The sequence below is a fragment of the Pseudoalteromonas atlantica genome (assembly GCA_007988745.1).
GTDB lineage: Bacteria > Pseudomonadota > Gammaproteobacteria > Enterobacterales > Alteromonadaceae > Pseudoalteromonas > Pseudoalteromonas atlantica.
The window spans coordinates 36,544-51,960 of the sequence record BJUT01000028.1; the positions used below are offsets into that span (position 1 = coordinate 36,544).

Genomic DNA, 15,417 nt, shown 5'->3' on the forward strand with positions numbered 1-15,417 from the left:
CTTAACCCATACAAAAATAGCGGCTAATTTAGCCGCTATTTTTTTAATACTGAATTGTTATTTACTACTACTGAGGCAGCGATTTGTTCGCTAACTTTTTAGCAATTACGTTATCAACCGATAAGCTACCTGCCCCTTGTATAGCCAGTGCAGCCGTGGCAACTAACAAAGTAAGTGCGAACTCATAGCCGTTGTTTGCTGCAAATAAACCATGACTAATGTGTACGCTAAATATCGCAATCAGCATAGTAAACGCCGTAACTACAGCCGCTGGGCGCGTTAATAAACCAATGACTAAGGCAATGCCGCCAAAAAATTCAGCGCTGCCTGCCATCATTGCAAGCCAATAGCCAGGCTCAAGGCCAATGCTTGCCATCCACTGCCCTGTGCCTTCAAGACCGTAGCCACCAAACCAAGCAAATAATTTTTGTGCGCCGTGCGCTGCTAAAATTAAACCAACGGGTACACGTAAAATAAGTGCTGCCATTCCTGCGTTAGAGCTTAATAATGAGTGTAAGTATTTCATAGTGTGATCCTGTTTTATTGTTAATAAGGCTAGTAACCAATGAGTACAGTTTACTATCATCATTTAAAACAATTAATACGAATATTATTGCCAAATTATCAACATGGTGTTTTTAATTGCTTAACTAAGTTGCGGCTATTTTGTACTTAGCGGGCATAAGCACCTCAGGAGCTAGTTTAATAGCGCACTTTTAAGCGTTATTAAACAGTAAACTAATAGCTAAATAGTCCGGCTCTGCTAGTATAAAAAAAGTAGTAAAAATTGGATCCGCTTATGAGCTATAAAGGTAATAGATTGACGTTTTTCCCACCTAAAAATAAGGGGGCGCTCTTTTTTGTTTTCATTACTTTGCTCACGTTATTTATTACTTTTGATTCTCATGCTGCCGATACATGTAAAATAAAGCACTTAAACTCACCCACGCCTGCCTCTGTGCTAAAGGTAAATACTCCTTCTGAACTCACTGCTCAACGCGGTGTTAATCAATATAAAATAAGTTGCTCTGTTAAAAATGGTGGCGTACTAAGCTTTTTACGCCCGGGGCTAGATAGCTTTACTTGGCAGCAAAACAACACTGTAAAAGCGCCCTTAAAAGCAGGGCAAGTAGCCTACTTAATGGACTCGGGGGCTTTTACAGCCACAATAACATTAGAATCAAAGCTTAATTACACACCGCGGTTTAAATGGCAGCCAACTCATATTTATTTTAAAAAAGCACAGCAACATTCGCTGATTATGGGCTCATTTTATGGGTTGTGCATTACACTTATTTTTTATGTATTAATAATGGGACATAGACTTAACGAAAGTGTATTTAAGCTCTACAGCATTTACATTTTTTGTATTGGCAGCTTTATTTTACTCCAAGAAGGGCAACTGTATTTATTTGTAACGCAGCATGTCTCTGGCGTTATTTTTAACTTATACCTACTTAGCATTGGCTTAACCGTACTAAGTGCCACATGGTTTATGCTTGCGTTACTCGAGACTAATAAACGCTGGCCTAAATTAACCAAGCTGCTCAAAACATTGGCCTGTACTGTAATGCTATGCGCGGTACTTAAAATGCTCGTTACCGACCTGTTATTTTGGACAATAGCAGGGCATATAATGGCTTATTCTTCGCTGTTTATTGTGGCTGTTATTTTTACTTTAGCAGCCATGCAAGCCCTCAAAGGTGTACGCGAGGCAACACTCGTATTTGTAGCGCTTAGCTTTGTATTAGTAAGTATGATTTTTAGGGTGCTGCTTATTAACCAAAGCCCGTTTATGCAGCGTTATGGGTTTGTCTTAGCGTTTGCGGTTGAATCATTTTTATTAGCTGTTGCGGTTTCAAGGCGTATAAGCCGAATGCGAATTGCACAAAAGCGCGCCGAAACCGAAGCAGACTACGACCCCCTTTGTGGTATTTTAAACCGCAGGGGCTGGGCTAAAAAATCATCCGCGCTTATCAATATGCACGCCAAAAAAGGCGGCGTATTATGTTTGATGTATATAGATTTAGACGACTTTAAACAAATAAACGACAGCTACGGCCATGCTGTAGGCGATGACGCTTTATGCAACGTTGCCCGTTGCTTAAAAAGCAGTGTTCGCAGCAGCGATGCTGTAGGGCGCTTAGGCGGTGATGAATTTGTCGTACTTGCACATTTTTATACTAATGCGCAGGTAAATCCTAAAACTCATCATTTAAAAACCGCCTTAAATAGGCTCACAATAAATCACAACAACGACCCTATAGCCATTAAAGCGAGTATGGGTACTACCGTATTTAGTGAACCGCCCCACTCTATTGATGAAATTTTAAAAGCGGGCGACACCGCCATGTACCACGAAAAAATACAACGAAAGGTTAAACCGCTCACGTTAGTAGATGGCTAAATTTAAGCAATACTGCTTATTGCTATTAAACCGTAGCCGGCTTGGCAAATTGTTTACGGTTTACATAGTGGCTCATAATAATGGTAAATAAAGTTGAGCACACTGCAGCCGCTGCATATACCTGCCAAATCACAAATTCAAACTTAAGCGCGAGTGCAATCACAGCAAAAAACACACAGCCCCCTAACGAGCCAATAATGCCGCCGTTAAGCACCTTATACGCCGAGTATTTTTTATCACTTGCATGCGCAATACTGCCCATAACCGCCAAAATTACCGGAAAAGTAGAAAGTAACCCGCTCCACATTGCCCCTATTTTTGCCGATATAAACGTAACTAACATAATAAAGCAGCTGACCAGTAACATTTTTAGCGGCAGCTCCCACGCAGCGGTAAAAGGTTTGGCATCGGGCGCAAATTTTAACTTACTCGATGCCAGCGCAAGCACCAATAAAGTACTGAGCGAGAGCACCGATGCAAAGGCAATATTCACCGGCAATAACAAGGTAAATGCACTAAAAGCGCACCATAGTGTTAATGCAGCAAACAGCGCTTTAACTACCCCGTATTTTGCAAGCATGGCAGCATAACAAAAACAAAATAAGCCTATACCGCTCATGCCATACAGCGACGCCACAGCCGAGTTACTGGCAAATAACTTACCTTGCTCAAGCGCAATAAAATACGAAATAGGGCCCGATGTAATAGGCAAGCCCGGAATAATACCGCTTACAAAACTGCCAAAGCGTTTTTGAGCAAAGTGAATAAATAATAAAAGTAATGGCGCAATGGTGAGTTTTAACAGCAACATAAATAACTATAAAGTATGAGAGTTGCGCGTTAGTCTACGTTTAAAATTCCGTACTGTAGAGTGAATAAATATCACTCATACGGTGTAATTATTTTCATCTATAGGTACAAAAAAGGCCACTACAAAAGTGGCCTATTCTTTAATAAATATTGCTTACGCTTTTTTAAATAAAACCTCAGGGTTTACCATGGTTTTCATTTCAAGCACGTTGCCGTTTGGATCTTCAATAAAAAAGGTTTCTTGTTCAAACTCATCACCAACAAAACGGCGATACGGTTTATCTAGGTATTCAAGCCCCGCATCTTCTATACGTTTTTTTAAACCGTTAAATTCATCTTCAGATAAATGAATACCAAAATGCGGTACCGCCACTGCGCCCATATCTACATCGTGGCGAACAGTGGGTAAGCGCTCTTCGCTTTGGTGTAAGGTGAGCTCATTACCCCAAAAGTCTATGTCTACCCAGCGCCCTTCTTCGCTGTTCCCTGTTTTACAGCCAAGCACATCACAGTAAAACGTTTTCGCTACTTTTAAATCGCCAGCGGGTATAGCCAAGTGCAAACAGTTAGACATAAATTACCTTTAATCTTTTAAATTTGTATATTAATAACCTCTATTATACATAAAATATAATTTATGAAACATTAACAGCCACAAATAAGCATAGTTAATACCAATCCAGCTTAAAAAGTAGCCTTAATAACATTTAACGCTAACACCCACATTTTATTTATTAGAGATAGTTAGAAAGCGTAAAAGGATTAGTTTAAAATGCGCCACTATGATTAAATTCTTATTTTTAAAGTTTATAACCTTCTTTTTAGGCTTTGTTGCCTGCTTTGCCATGCACACTACTTTTGCATTGCCTTTAGTTATTTCGGCGGCGCTTACAGGGCTAATTGGCTCGTTTATTCCTTTTCCTGCTCGGTTTAAAAATCATCCCTATGCGGCTATTTACGCAGGTAGTTTTGCCGGTATGTGCTCTACATACTTAATTACAAGTTATTGGGAAATAGCCATAATTTCTGTTATTGGCGCCAGTTTATATGTGCTTACCATAAATATGTTTACCGGATTTGGCGGTAAGCTTGGCAGTGTTGCCTTTGCCAGCGTGGCTTTATTTATGTTGGCCAAAGGAATGGTTTTATGAATTTAGAATACCCATTTATAGCCTTATTAGGTGCGTTTCTAACGTTTTACTTAGCCAAACATAATCGTTTTGACGGCATACGTGCATCGGCCTCGCTTTCTATTATTGCTTATTTACTATTAAGTGCTTTAAACCTAAACCCCGACTTATACTCAGTCGTGTTTTTTGGCGGCACGTTTATAGGCATGAGCGCCCCACACCGATTTGGTATTTATACCGTGGCCAGCTCATCTATTTTATTTTCGTTTTTATTTGAATACCTAGTACCAAAGCTTGATGGTTATGGCGGTGCCTTAGGTGTGAGTGCGTTTTTATCTATTTGTATTTGCCACATGTTTATTTTACTCGGAGCGCCAAGAAGTAAAAAGCCAAGCTCTTAAAAGCAAGCTAAAAACAGTAAGTAACTTGTTTATTTTATTGCTTAAAGTAAACGCAACATGAAAAAATTCATAGCTAGTTATGTTCCTTTTTTCTACAACTCTGTTAGAATCCTCCGCGATCTTTATTTACCCTAAATAAAGACTAATCGTATATGGATTTATGAATATGAAAAAAATAATCGCAGTAGCAGCACTTTCTTTACTTCCTTTCTCTAATGCAATGGCTGACCAAGATATTGGTTGTGGCCTAGGCTCTATGTTATTTGCTGGTCAGCAAGGTAAAGGCGTTAAAATTTTAGGCGCTACAACTAATGGTACTTCTGGTAACCAAACTTTCGGTATCACATTTGGTACTTTAGGTTGTGACGGTACTGGTACAGTTACTTCTTCTGAAAAAATCGCATTATTCATCGATGGCAACATGGAGCAGCTTGCTCGTGATATGTCTCAAGGTGAAGGCGAAACTTTAGCAACACTTGCTGAGGTTTGGGGCGTTTCAGAACAAGATAAAGCAGCATTCAACAAGCTTGCTCAAGCACAGTTTTCTTCAGTATTTACTTCTGAGAACGTAACTTCACAAACAGTGTTAGAAAACCTAAACGCTGTTGTAGCAAGCGATGCACAACTAGCTTCTTATACTCTTTCTTAATCAGCTAAATTAGCCGGTTTTATATGTATAAATAAAGCCGCTAGAGTATCCTCTAGCGGCTTTTTTATGATTTAGTGATTATGAAAAAAATATTATTTACCTTGCTAGCCATACTTTTTAGTACGCATTCACATGCTAAAAGTATTGAAAAAAGTACCTTAGCCACACACCCTTATTGGCTTAAACTGGGCCACTACCGCAATACCACATTAGGTAGCTTTAAAAGCGAAGTAGATAGCGCCGAGTTTTTTTTATCGCCTACAGGTAAAACCAGCCCAGTAGATGAGCTAAATGCCACCATTAGCGCATTTAATGCCAATAAAAGCAGTCAACAAAAATACAGCTGCCAATTTCCAGCTCGCTACACATGGCTAAAATCAAAAATTAAAAACAATTGGCCTGCTCTTGATTGCGCTGAGCTTAAGGCCTGGCAACAAGTCATTAATCCTAAAGGAGTTACGCTTGTATTCCCTACTGCATTTATGAACAGCCCTTCTTCTATGTTTGGGCACACTTTGCTGCGCATCGATGCTAAAGATCAAACCCGTAGTAAAGAGCTGATTGCCTTTGCTGTAAACTTTGCGGCAGAACCTGATGGCTCAGATAACGCTGCTATGTACGCATTAAAAGGCCTTATTGGTAGCTACCCGGGTAAGTTTTCGCTTATGCCGTATTATAAAAAAGTACGCGAATATAATGATTTAGAATCACGCGATATTTGGGAATACAAACTCAACTTAACCGAGCAACAAGTTGAGCTGGTATTACTGCATTTGTGGGAGCTACAAAACGCCACTTTTGATTATTTTTTTATAGACGAAAATTGCTCCTATCAGTTACTCGCGTTACTGCAATTAGCAAATGAGGAGCTTAACTTAACCTCACAATTTAATATGCAGGCTATTCCTTCAGACACTGTTGCCGTGTTAAGGGATAACAATTTACTGCAAACGCCAAATTATCGTCCCGCCTTTGGCACTAAGTTATTCCACTATTCAACGCAATTAAGTGACCAACAACTAAGTGATGCCAGAGCCCTTATGCAAGGCAAGCCATTAAATACACGTAATTACTCACAGCAAGAACTTGTTGCCATATTAGAAATGGCGTACGAATGGTTAAATTTTGAATTTTACGACAAAGCACTTAACCGTGAGGAAATAGCCCCTCGTCTTACTAAGTTACTTTTAATGCGCAGTAAGTATGCGGTTCCTTCACCTTTGTCTAAGCCGGCAAAGCCTAAAGCGTCACCAGAGCAAGGCCATGGCTCTTCAAGGCTAACGGCTAAAAGAGTGCAAAATAATAACCAGCAAAACACCACCAATGTAGCTTATCGCCTTGCTTATCATGATTTACTAGACAGACCCGCAGGCTTTATACCCGGTGCACAAATTAGCTTTTTTGACTTATCAGCCAACCTATCAGATAGCGGGAATAGCCATATTGAGCACTTTTACTTACTTGATGCTATGTCGCTTGCCCCCGATAACCGTGTATTTGATAGCTGGTCGTGGAATATAAAAATGGGCTTTGATAGGCAACCAAGCCCAAACAAACGCTCTGGCCGTTTTTTTACCAAGGGTGGATACGGTAAATCTTATGGCAATCCAAACAGTGTGCATGGCTACATTTTGGGACAGTTTGAGCTAAATACTGGAGATATTACTAACCAGCTCAGCGTTGGATTAGGCAGTGAGGCGGGCGTTATTTGGCAAGTAAATAACAATCACAAACTAGCCCTTACAGGTAATATGTTTTGGCTAAGCGATAATAATGCTAATAACCACAGCGAAGCTGCCCTAACTTGGAGCTACGCGCTGTCGCGTAATATAGCGCTTCGCAGCCAAATAAAGCACGAAAAATGGCACAGCTATAATACTGCGGCTAGTTTTGCAGTGCAGTTTTACTTTTAAGTCTGTTATTTAACTTTAACGCTACTGGTTGGGTAGCCAAATAGCACTTTGCATTTAGCTTTTAATCCTTTCGCCGTATAGGTACTTTTTAATAAATGAGCCCACTGATGAAACGTTATTATTAGTGGGTTATTACTATTTAGCTGCCCTACTATGCCGTATTTACAGGGCTGATTTTTGTCTTCTTCTACAAATGTGCCAAATAATTTATCCCAAATAATAAGCACACCGGCAAAGTTTTTATCAAGGTAGCGTTTATTAATTGCATGATGAACCCTGTGGTGCGATGGCGTATTAAATACGCTTTCAAACCAGCCTAACTTAGCCACTATTTGCGTGTGCACAAAAAATTGATATGCCAAATTAAGTGCCACTACGCTAAATACGGTTAAAGGGTCAAAGCCTAGCAGTATCATAGGTAGCCAAAATACCCACATGCCGGCTACTGGGTACATTATGCTTTGCCTAAACGCAGTGGTAAAATTCATTTTAGTGGAGCTGTGGTGCACCACATGCGCAGCCCACAACCAATGAATATGATGCGACGCACGATGAAACCAATAGTACAAAAAATCTTGCAGTAAAAATGCAAAAGCAACGCTTAATACACTCAGCTTTATATCAAATAAGCGGTACTCGTAAAGCATGTAAAAAAATGGCATAAGTAGCAGCAGTGCCATTGCATCTGCGCCTTGGTGCAACAAGGCTAAAACGGTGTTTGCTAGGCTGTCTTTTATATTGTAATAGCGCTTAAATTTTACAAATTCAAAGCATACAAACACTAAAAATACAGGGCTTAGGGCAAGTAAAATAATTTCTGAGTTCATACTTTGCCCACCATAAAGTAATGCTGCAGTTTATTTAATGCCTGGGTTATATCTTTACTAATTAGGTGTTTTAGCAAAGCATTTGGCAGCCACCACGGCGCTTTGCAGCGTATACAATAATTAAGCTCGGTAGTGATACTTTTAGCCCCTGTATTAGCAACTAAATAAATATCACCTTGATGGTGCGCCACAGGCTTATTACCTTCTATTCGATAGCAAATGTGGCTGGGGTTAGCCATTATTATACGCTCATTAAACGTGGCATTTGCCATTTTTACTTGCCTAATAGCGCCTTTACCGCCTTTTAGCTCACCGCTATTTGCTGTTTTTATTAGCTCAAACTTGGCATTAAAAAAGCGATCTAACTGCTGATGATCCAACAAGGTGGTTATTATTTGCAAAGGATCTGCATTAAGCGTTTGTTTGATTGATATAAAGATCATTGTTTACAGCGAAGATAATTACTCATGTAACTAGCATATAAAAATTGAACATGGCAAGCTTGCTCATACACGACCATTTTTTAGCTTTAGACGACAAATGCATACACTGGCTGATCATTACTTTTCGAGCATTTTAGATTACTTGCAAACCCAAGATATTGATTCTAATACGGCTCTTAAGGCAATCGGGTTTACTGAATTTAGTCGCCAGCATAGTCAGCAATTAGCACCCCGTATTAGTTTACAAAGTTACAATGCGCTGCTTGTGTATGGCCAAAAAGCGCTAAACGATCCGCTGTTTGGTTTTACTTTAGGTATGCACATTCGCCCCGCAGATTACGGTATATTGGGCTATTTAATAGAATCGAGCGATACCCTAAGTAGCGCTATAAAGGCACTGTTAAATTACGACAGCTTAGTGGCAGATATTGGTAAAGCGCAGTTTTTACAAACTGCAGACACCGCTACGGTGCGCTGGCATGCTCATCCTCATTGTAATGAACAAGTAGTATTACGAAACATGACTGCGTGGGTAAGCGTTATTCGCCAATTAATAAACGCATCGCTTTGCCCAAGCAGTATCAGCTTTATACATAATTGGCCTAAAAGGCACACACAACAGTTAGAGGCCTGGTTTAAATGCCCCGTTATAAGCGGCGCAGCGCATAACCAAATAAACTTTCCGAGCAGTTATTTAAACCTTACCTTTAAAACCGACAACGCCATTGTAAATGCTACATTTAAGCAGCTTTCACAACAGCAGCTATCGCGTTTTAAAAGTCAGCAGTACTTAACAGAAAAAGTTAAACAGCTACTTATTGCAAAAACAACATTACAAAATTGCCAGCTTATTGCAGTTGCAAGCGCACTAAACGTAACACCGCGCACGCTACAGCGACATTTAAAAAAACAACATGTAACCTTTGCGCAATTGCTCGAACAAGAAAGAAAAAACCGCTCCCACACGTTAATTGGCACGCTGCCACTTAGCGAACTAGCTAACCTGTTAGGCTTTAAAGATCAGAGCTCGTTTAATCGTGCTTTTTTACGATGGCACCATTGCACACCCACACAATTTTTAAAACGTAAATGAACCGCAGTGTTATTCACATTAAATAAACATTTATGGTATACCTTTTAATCAACACTCTTTAAACTAGAGCGCATAATAATTAAAAATGTGGGTTAAATTTGTGCGTGTAGTATTAAGTATTTGTGTGTTTATGCTTTATAGCGCCATGTGCAACGCACAGACCATTACCTTTGTAGCAGAAGATCTCCCACCTTATCATTTTATAAATGAAAATAACGAACCCGACGGCGCATTAGTCGATTTAGCCAAAGCCACCATTAAGCACACAAAGCTATCCGCCAAGTTTGAAATAATTCCTATGGCGCGTATTTTTACAATGCTTAAAAACAACCCAAATGCAATTGCGTTGTCTCTTTTAAAAACCCCCATTAGAGCAAGGCAATACACCTGGCTCGGTGAATCATACTTTGCCGATGCTTATTTAGTTAGCTTAAAAAACCGTACTGATGAAGTTACCCACCTTAATCACGCAAAATTTTACCAAGTGGCCACAATACGTGGCTATTCAAGTGCCACCTATTTAAAAAACGCCGGTTTTACCGAAGACAAAAACCTTGTTCTTGTAAGCTACTATCAGCAACTGTGGCAAATGCTTTATAAAAAACGCATTGACTTTGTACTAACCAATACACTTACATTAAATAACGAGCTAAAGCACTCAGGCCTAAATCCCAATTTAATAACTAAGCGAATTCATTTAACCGACTACCCTTCAAAATTATATTTTAGTGCCAACAAAACCGTAGATAAACACACCGCAAGCGCTATTAGCCATGCACTTAACACGCTAAAAGAAAACGGCGAATATCAGGCTATTTTAACCAAGTGGCAACTACCGCTTCCGGCTACTGCCAACAAGTTGTAATAAACAGGGTCTATAATTTTAGCAACGCAAACACTGCTAGTTGGCTATGCGAACAATTAAAACACCTCAGGGTATAAAACTCAGTTACCAAGACGAAGGCGATAAAAAAGCCCCCGCAATCATACTTATTATGGGTTTAGGCGCACAAATGACCGTGTGGCCGGACTCGCTTTACTACACCTTAGTAAAAATAGGGTTTAGGGTTATACGCTTTGATAACCGCGACACTGGCCTTTCTACTCATTTAGAGCACCACCCTAGCCCGAGTTTATTTAAATCGTGGTTAAGTAAACGCCTGCCCATACGCACGCAAACGCCCTATTTACTTGATGATATGGCAAACGATGTATTAGCGCTTATGGCGGCGCTTAAAATAAAAAAAGCGCATTTTGTAGGTGCTTCTATGGGCGGTATGATTGCTCAACTAATTGCAGCTCAACATAAAAAAAAGGTGCTAAGTTTAACCACTATTATGTCAAGCTCTAGCCTGCCAAGGCTGAGTGCCAAAAGCATTGGCGTATTTATAAAGCTTGCCAAATTAAAGCCCAAAACATCCAGCCGTGATGAGGCAATAAACTACAACATTAAACTTAACCAACTTATTGGCAGCCCCGCTTACCCTCAATCAGAAGACGCACTTCGCCATCATGCAACGCAAATTGTAGAGCGCTCGCATAATCCAAGTGGCTACAAACGCCAGCTTATTGCTATGGCCGCGAGTAAAGACAGGCAACATTTAATTCGTAAAATTAAAACGCCTACTTTAGTAATTCACGGCAGCGACGATGTGGTAATACCCGTAAGTGCAGGCAAAAAAACGGCAAGCCTTATAAAAAAAGCCAAACTAAGAGTAGTCCCTGGGATGGGCCATAACTTTGCGCCAGAACTTATGCCTCTTATGACAAAGTGGATAGTTAAGCATGTAAAAAAAGCGCAGCGCAAACACCTAAATAAAAAACGCAAAAAACAACAACAACAAAAAAACCACTTTGGTATAACCAAAAAGGCACTATAAAAACTACAAAAACAAAAAATTGGTAATGTTGATATTTTAAATTGGTATGTTAGATTAAAGTTAAGCGAAGTTAATATCGCTCATTTTTAATATCATCACACAGAGACAACAATGAAAAATCTAACATCTACTTTTAAACTCACAGCACTGGCTGCTGTTACCCCTTTGCTATTTATGGGCTGTGCCAGCACAAGTACACCTGTTGATAGTAATGTCGCAGTACCTGCGTCAAAATTTGATTTATCGCAATGGAAAATAAACGTACCTGTAGATCTCAATAACGATGGAAAAATAGATACCGTAGACGTAGAAGAGATCCAAACCTACGCGCACCCTGATTTTTTCTACCTTGATGATCAAGGTTATATGGTATTTACCTCGCCAAATAAAGCGCTTACCAGTGCCAATTCAACCAATACCCGCAGTGAACTAAGACAAATGATCCGCGGCACTAATACCAAAATAAAAACTAAAAATTCAAAGAATAATTTTGCCCTAGCTGTACACCCGCTATCGGAGCGCTTTGGCTCGGTAGGCGGAAAAATGGAAGCCACGCTAAAGGTGGATCATGTTGCGCTTCGCGCTAACGATCCTAATAAAAAAGCCGCTTACTCTGTGGTGGTAGGGCAAATTCACGCAGGTAAAGACCAAGCCTTAATAGATACAAAACTGGGTTTTGGCTGGGGTAACGAACCACTTAAAATTTATTATAAAAAATGGCCTGGCCATAAAACCGGATCTGTTTTTTGGAATTACGAACGTAACTTACCAAAAAAAGATCCTAACCGAACCGACATTACATACCCTGTGTGGGGTAATACCTGGGAAAACTCGGACGATCCCGGTGCGACAGGCATAGCGCTTGGCGAAGACTTTAGTTACACAGTAAACGTGCATAAAAACATGATGTACTTAACCTTTAGCGCCCAAGGCAAAAAAGACGTTAACTACGCAATTAACTTAGGCAATAACGTAGATGCCTATGGCAAGGTAGATGAAAAAGATCACCCTAATGGCTATGCTGCCGATTGGCATTACTTTAAAGCGGGTGCTTATAACCAATGTAGCACCAAAAGCGCTAAAGGCATTTGGTACCCAGGCTGTTTAGGCACTGGCGATTGGGCCACCGACAAGCAAAATGGTGATTACGCCCAAGTGAGCTTTAAAAAATTAGTATTAAGCCCATCAACTAAACCGTAAGCGTTGTTGTAGTTAAGTAGTTTTTAAGTGATGTAAACAGTGGCGATGGTAAATTATTAATGTCGCACCAGCGCCACTGCATACATTTATTTGGCTCGTTTAGCACAGGCTCGCCGCCCTCGTAATCGGCTTTTACGTATAAAGTAATGTAGTGTTTATTCTCAGCACTAAAAATATCGTTAGTAAAATCAAGCTTAGTAATTTTACTCACATTTAGCCCTGTTTCCTCAAATACCTCGCGTATTGCGCACTGCTCAACACTTTCACCAAATTCTAAATGTCCACCAGGCGTTGCCCATGTATTTGCACCATGCGACCCTATTCGCTCACCTAATAAAATAGTGTTTTGGCGCATTATAATAACCGCAACCCCTACTCTTACTACGTTACTCATATTGTGTTTTCTCTTATTTTAATTGCTCGCCATGCTGAGCCACACGCTTTGTATTGTCAATTTTGTATTTTAAAACCTAAAGTGTTGTTTAACTTTTAGCCGACCATAGTCGAATACCTATCGATTAAAAAAAAGCCTACCTTTTGTAAGGTCTCTCACACACATTTAGTATTAGGAGCCCACTATGTTAGGCCCATATAAACAACAATACGAAAGCTTTAAACAAAACCCAGCACAATTTTGGCTTGAACAAGCAAAGCGCCTACCTTGGTATAAAAAGCCCGAAAACGCCTACACACAAGACACTGACGGCCTTTACCATTGGTTTGATGATGGCCAACTAAACACCAGTTTTTTAGCGCTCGACCAACACGTTATTGCCGGTTTTGGCGAGCAAACCGCGCTTATTTACGACTCCCCCGTAACCAACACGCAGCAGAAGTATAGCTACTACCAGTTACAGCAAGAGGTAGCTAAATTTGCCGGTGTAATGCAATCGTTAGGCGTTAGTAAAGGCGACCGCGTTGTTATTTATATGCCCATGATCCCCCAAGCTGTAATAGGCATGCTGGCCTGCGCCCGATTAGGCGCTATACACTCTGTGGTATTTGGTGGCTTTGCAGCGCATGAACTCGCCGTACGTATAGACGATGCTAAACCTAAACTCATACTGAGCGCTTCGTGCGGTGTAGAGGTAGATAGCGTAATAGAATATAAACCGCTGATTGATCACGCCATAGATCTTGCCAATCATAAAATAGATCACTGCGTTATTTACCAGCGCGAACAAGTAGCTGCCACGCTTATCCCCACAAGAGATATTAACTGGGATGAGGCAATGCAAACAGCCACTGCAGTAGAGCCAGTACCTTTAAGTGGGCGTGATCCTCTTTATATTTTATATACCTCAGGCACTACAGGCACGCCTAAAGGCGTAGTGCGTGAAAACGGCGGCCATGGTGTTGCTATGCACTACAGCATGGAAACCGTTTACGGCATGCAGCCCGGCGACGTATTTTGGGCTGCCTCAGATATAGGCTGGGTCGTTGGGCACTCCTACATAGTGTATGCCCCGCTAATTTATCGCTGTACAACAGTGTTGTTTGAAGGCAAACCAGTTCGCACACCTGATGCCAGTGCATTTTGGCGAGTAGTAGAGCAGTACCAAGTAAATGCATTATTTACAGCGCCCACTGCGTTTAGAGCCATCAAAAAAGAAGACCCAAATGCAAAGGGCTTTAAGCAGTACAACACCAGTAGTTTAAAACGACTATTTTTAGCTGGCGAGCGGCTCGACCCGCCAACGTACAACTGGCTAAAAGAAAAAACCAACCTGCCAATACTCGATCACTGGTGGCAAACAGAAACCGGCTGGGCCATTGCCTGTAACCCCGTAGGCATAGAAGAATTAGTAACAAAACCAGGTAGCTCTACCGTGCCAACTCCTGGGTTTGATGTGCAAATATTGAATATGCAAGGCGAGCAATGCGCACCAAACGAGCAAGGCGTGGTGGCTATAAAATTGCCGCTGCCACCAGGTTGCTTACCCACCATTTGGCAAAACACAGCGCGCTTTAAAACCGGTTATTTAACTCAGTACCCAGGGTATTATCTTTCCGGCGATGGTGGTTACATAGATGGCGATGGTTACCTATTTATAATGGGCCGTACAGACGATGTTATAAACGTAGCAGGTCATAGGCTTTCAACCGGCGAAATGGAAGAAATAGTCGCATCCCACCCAGCCGTTGCAGAGTGCGCGGTGTTTGGGGTTGCCGATACACTAAAAGGCCAATTACCGATGGCCATGATCGTACTTAAAAACGACTTTACCGGCTCCCCTACCGATGTAGAGCAAGAGCTTGTGCAAACAGTACGCAACCAAATAGGCGCTATAGCGTGCCTTAAAACGATAGTAAGCGTAGAGCGATTACCAAAAACTCGCTCAGGTAAAATACTACGCAAAAATTTACGTCAACTGGTCGATGGCGACGAACTACAAATACCTTCAACCATAGACGACGCCGGTATTTTTGAAGAAATAAACCAGCAGCTCACCCTGCGTTAAACCCAACCTAACAAAGCCATTTTATATTTAAAATAAAATGGCTTTTACTTTGACTGAAATTTTATACTCATTAGCACTTTCTTACTTAATGCTAGGGTCTGTTGATCTTTTAAGGTTAAATTTGCAGCTGTCTGTTTGGTATTTAGGCAAGGCAGAGCCTATATAGTGTGGTTGTTCCCCACAAATAGGCGATAACGTAGCA

Annotated in this window: 16 protein-coding genes; 10 read left to right on the forward strand and 6 right to left on the reverse strand. The window is 40.8% G+C overall.

Annotation, left to right across the window (positions count from 1 at the left end; translation table 11 throughout):
- Nucleotides 1-67: 67 nt before the first annotated feature.
- Nucleotides 68-526 carry a DoxX family protein gene (locus PAT01_RS12370; RefSeq protein ID WP_138578516.1) on the reverse strand — a complete coding sequence of 153 codons (459 nt, stop codon included), beginning with the start codon at nucleotides 524-526 and terminating at the stop codon, nucleotides 68-70.
- Between the two features lie 294 nt (nucleotides 527-820).
- On the opposite strand from PAT01_RS12370, the gene PAT01_RS12375 reads away from it, so the two are divergent.
- On the forward strand, nucleotides 821-2,407 hold the full coding sequence (locus tag PAT01_RS12375) for a sensor domain-containing diguanylate cyclase (protein WP_249318433.1): 1,587 nt from the start codon (nucleotides 821-823) through the stop codon (nucleotides 2,405-2,407).
- 25 nt (nucleotides 2,408-2,432) lie between these two features.
- Here PAT01_RS12375 and PAT01_RS12380 read toward each other — a convergent pair whose 3' ends face one another.
- Together PAT01_RS12380 and PAT01_RS12385 are read right to left on the reverse strand one after the other, a co-directional pair.
- Entirely contained in the window at nucleotides 2,433-3,218 is a 786-nt protein-coding gene (locus PAT01_RS12380; protein ID WP_232423966.1) for a hypothetical protein, read from the reverse strand.
- Between the two features lie 153 nt (nucleotides 3,219-3,371).
- Nucleotides 3,372-3,791, reverse strand: a complete 420-nt coding sequence (locus tag PAT01_RS12385) for a VOC family protein (protein ID WP_024033213.1) — start codon at nucleotides 3,789-3,791, stop codon at nucleotides 3,372-3,374.
- A 271-nt stretch (nucleotides 3,792-4,062) separates the two neighbouring features.
- On the opposite strand from PAT01_RS12385, the gene PAT01_RS12390 reads away from it, so the two are divergent.
- From PAT01_RS12390 to PAT01_RS12405, 4 genes are all read left to right on the forward strand, one after another.
- On the forward strand, nucleotides 4,063-4,368 hold the full coding sequence (locus tag PAT01_RS12390; RefSeq protein WP_138578549.1) for a hypothetical protein: 306 nt from the start codon (nucleotides 4,063-4,065) through the stop codon (nucleotides 4,366-4,368).
- The gene (locus tag PAT01_RS12395; RefSeq protein WP_024033215.1) at nucleotides 4,365-4,748 is read left to right on the forward strand and encodes a hypothetical protein; all 384 of its coding nucleotides are present in this window, start codon (nucleotides 4,365-4,367) and stop codon (nucleotides 4,746-4,748) included. The genes PAT01_RS12390 and PAT01_RS12395 overlap by 4 nt, the downstream gene beginning before the upstream one ends.
- Nucleotides 4,749-4,914: 166 nt before the next feature.
- Nucleotides 4,915-5,397, forward strand: coding sequence for a DUF3015 domain-containing protein (locus tag PAT01_RS12400; protein WP_024033216.1), 483 nt, complete (start codon nucleotides 4,915-4,917; stop codon nucleotides 5,395-5,397).
- An 80-nt stretch (nucleotides 5,398-5,477) separates the two neighbouring features.
- A complete protein-coding gene (locus PAT01_RS12405; protein WP_154945563.1) occupies nucleotides 5,478-7,310 on the forward strand; it encodes an Lnb N-terminal periplasmic domain-containing protein in 1,833 nt (610 codons plus the stop codon).
- A gap of 5 nt (nucleotides 7,311-7,315) precedes the next feature.
- Here PAT01_RS12405 and PAT01_RS12410 read toward each other — a convergent pair whose 3' ends face one another.
- Both PAT01_RS12410 and PAT01_RS12415 read right to left on the reverse strand, forming a co-directional pair.
- The gene (locus tag PAT01_RS12410) at nucleotides 7,316-8,137 is read right to left on the reverse strand and encodes a sterol desaturase family protein (protein WP_096740120.1); all 822 of its coding nucleotides are present in this window, start codon (nucleotides 8,135-8,137) and stop codon (nucleotides 7,316-7,318) included.
- Entirely contained in the window at nucleotides 8,134-8,580 is a 447-nt protein-coding gene (locus tag PAT01_RS12415; protein WP_096740121.1) for an SRPBCC family protein, read from the reverse strand. The genes PAT01_RS12410 and PAT01_RS12415 overlap by 4 nt, the downstream gene beginning before the upstream one ends.
- A gap of 97 nt (nucleotides 8,581-8,677) precedes the next feature.
- Between PAT01_RS12415 and PAT01_RS12420 the strand changes: the two genes are divergently transcribed.
- The 4 genes from PAT01_RS12420 (at nucleotide 8,678) to PAT01_RS12435 (ending at nucleotide 12,753) form a co-directional block, all read left to right on the forward strand.
- On the forward strand, nucleotides 8,678-9,673 hold the full coding sequence (locus PAT01_RS12420) for an AraC family transcriptional regulator (RefSeq protein ID WP_154945564.1): 996 nt from the start codon (nucleotides 8,678-8,680) through the stop codon (nucleotides 9,671-9,673).
- 85 nt (nucleotides 9,674-9,758) lie between these two features.
- The gene (locus tag PAT01_RS12425) at nucleotides 9,759-10,538 is read left to right on the forward strand and encodes a substrate-binding periplasmic protein (protein ID WP_154945565.1); all 780 of its coding nucleotides are present in this window, start codon (nucleotides 9,759-9,761) and stop codon (nucleotides 10,536-10,538) included.
- A 46-nt stretch (nucleotides 10,539-10,584) separates the two neighbouring features.
- On the forward strand, nucleotides 10,585-11,553 hold the full coding sequence (locus tag PAT01_RS12430; RefSeq protein ID WP_154945566.1) for an alpha/beta fold hydrolase: 969 nt from the start codon (nucleotides 10,585-10,587) through the stop codon (nucleotides 11,551-11,553).
- Between the two features lie 111 nt (nucleotides 11,554-11,664).
- A complete protein-coding gene (locus tag PAT01_RS12435; protein ID WP_055252782.1) occupies nucleotides 11,665-12,753 on the forward strand; it encodes a polysaccharide lyase family 7 protein in 1,089 nt (362 codons plus the stop codon).
- Here PAT01_RS12435 and PAT01_RS12440 read toward each other — a convergent pair.
- The gene (locus tag PAT01_RS12440) at nucleotides 12,743-13,147 is read right to left on the reverse strand and encodes a nucleotide triphosphate diphosphatase NUDT15 (protein WP_024033224.1); all 405 of its coding nucleotides are present in this window, start codon (nucleotides 13,145-13,147) and stop codon (nucleotides 12,743-12,745) included. The genes PAT01_RS12435 and PAT01_RS12440 overlap by 11 nt on opposite strands.
- A 184-nt stretch (nucleotides 13,148-13,331) precedes the next feature.
- Between PAT01_RS12440 and PAT01_RS12445 the strand changes: the two genes are divergently transcribed.
- Entirely contained in the window at nucleotides 13,332-15,215 is a 1,884-nt protein-coding gene (locus tag PAT01_RS12445) for an AMP-binding protein (RefSeq protein ID WP_138578502.1), read from the forward strand.
- Nucleotides 15,216-15,417 lie beyond the last annotated feature (202 nt).

Bases quoted from the DNA above. Each gene is read 5' to 3' on its own strand.
- PAT01_RS12370 (WP_138578516.1), bottom strand. From the start codon at position 526: ATGAAATACTTACACTCATTATTAAGCTCTAACGCAGGAATGGCAGCA.
- PAT01_RS12380 (WP_232423966.1), bottom strand. From the start codon at position 3,218: ATGTTGCTGTTAAAACTCACCATTGCGCCATTACTTTTATTATTTATT.
- PAT01_RS12385 (WP_024033213.1), bottom strand. From the start codon at position 3,791: ATGTCTAACTGTTTGCACTTGGCTATACCCGCTGGCGATTTAAAAGTA.
- PAT01_RS12390 (WP_138578549.1), top strand. From the start codon at position 4,063: ATGCACACTACTTTTGCATTGCCTTTAGTTATTTCGGCGGCGCTTACA.
- PAT01_RS12395 (WP_024033215.1), top strand. From the start codon at position 4,365: ATGAATTTAGAATACCCATTTATAGCCTTATTAGGTGCGTTTCTAACG.
- PAT01_RS12400 (WP_024033216.1), top strand. From the start codon at position 4,915: ATGAAAAAAATAATCGCAGTAGCAGCACTTTCTTTACTTCCTTTCTCT.
- PAT01_RS12405 (WP_154945563.1), top strand. From the start codon at position 5,478: ATGAAAAAAATATTATTTACCTTGCTAGCCATACTTTTTAGTACGCAT.
- PAT01_RS12410 (WP_096740120.1), bottom strand. From the start codon at position 8,137: ATGAACTCAGAAATTATTTTACTTGCCCTAAGCCCTGTATTTTTAGTG.
- PAT01_RS12415 (WP_096740121.1), bottom strand. From the start codon at position 8,580: ATGATCTTTATATCAATCAAACAAACGCTTAATGCAGATCCTTTGCAA.
- PAT01_RS12420 (WP_154945564.1), top strand. From the start codon at position 8,678: ATGCATACACTGGCTGATCATTACTTTTCGAGCATTTTAGATTACTTG.
- PAT01_RS12425 (WP_154945565.1), top strand. From the start codon at position 9,759: ATGTGGGTTAAATTTGTGCGTGTAGTATTAAGTATTTGTGTGTTTATG.
- PAT01_RS12430 (WP_154945566.1), top strand. From the start codon at position 10,585: ATGCGAACAATTAAAACACCTCAGGGTATAAAACTCAGTTACCAAGAC.
- PAT01_RS12435 (WP_055252782.1), top strand. From the start codon at position 11,665: ATGAAAAATCTAACATCTACTTTTAAACTCACAGCACTGGCTGCTGTT.
- PAT01_RS12440 (WP_024033224.1), bottom strand. From the start codon at position 13,147: ATGAGTAACGTAGTAAGAGTAGGGGTTGCGGTTATTATAATGCGCCAA.
- PAT01_RS12445 (WP_138578502.1), top strand. From the start codon at position 13,332: ATGTTAGGCCCATATAAACAACAATACGAAAGCTTTAAACAAAACCCA.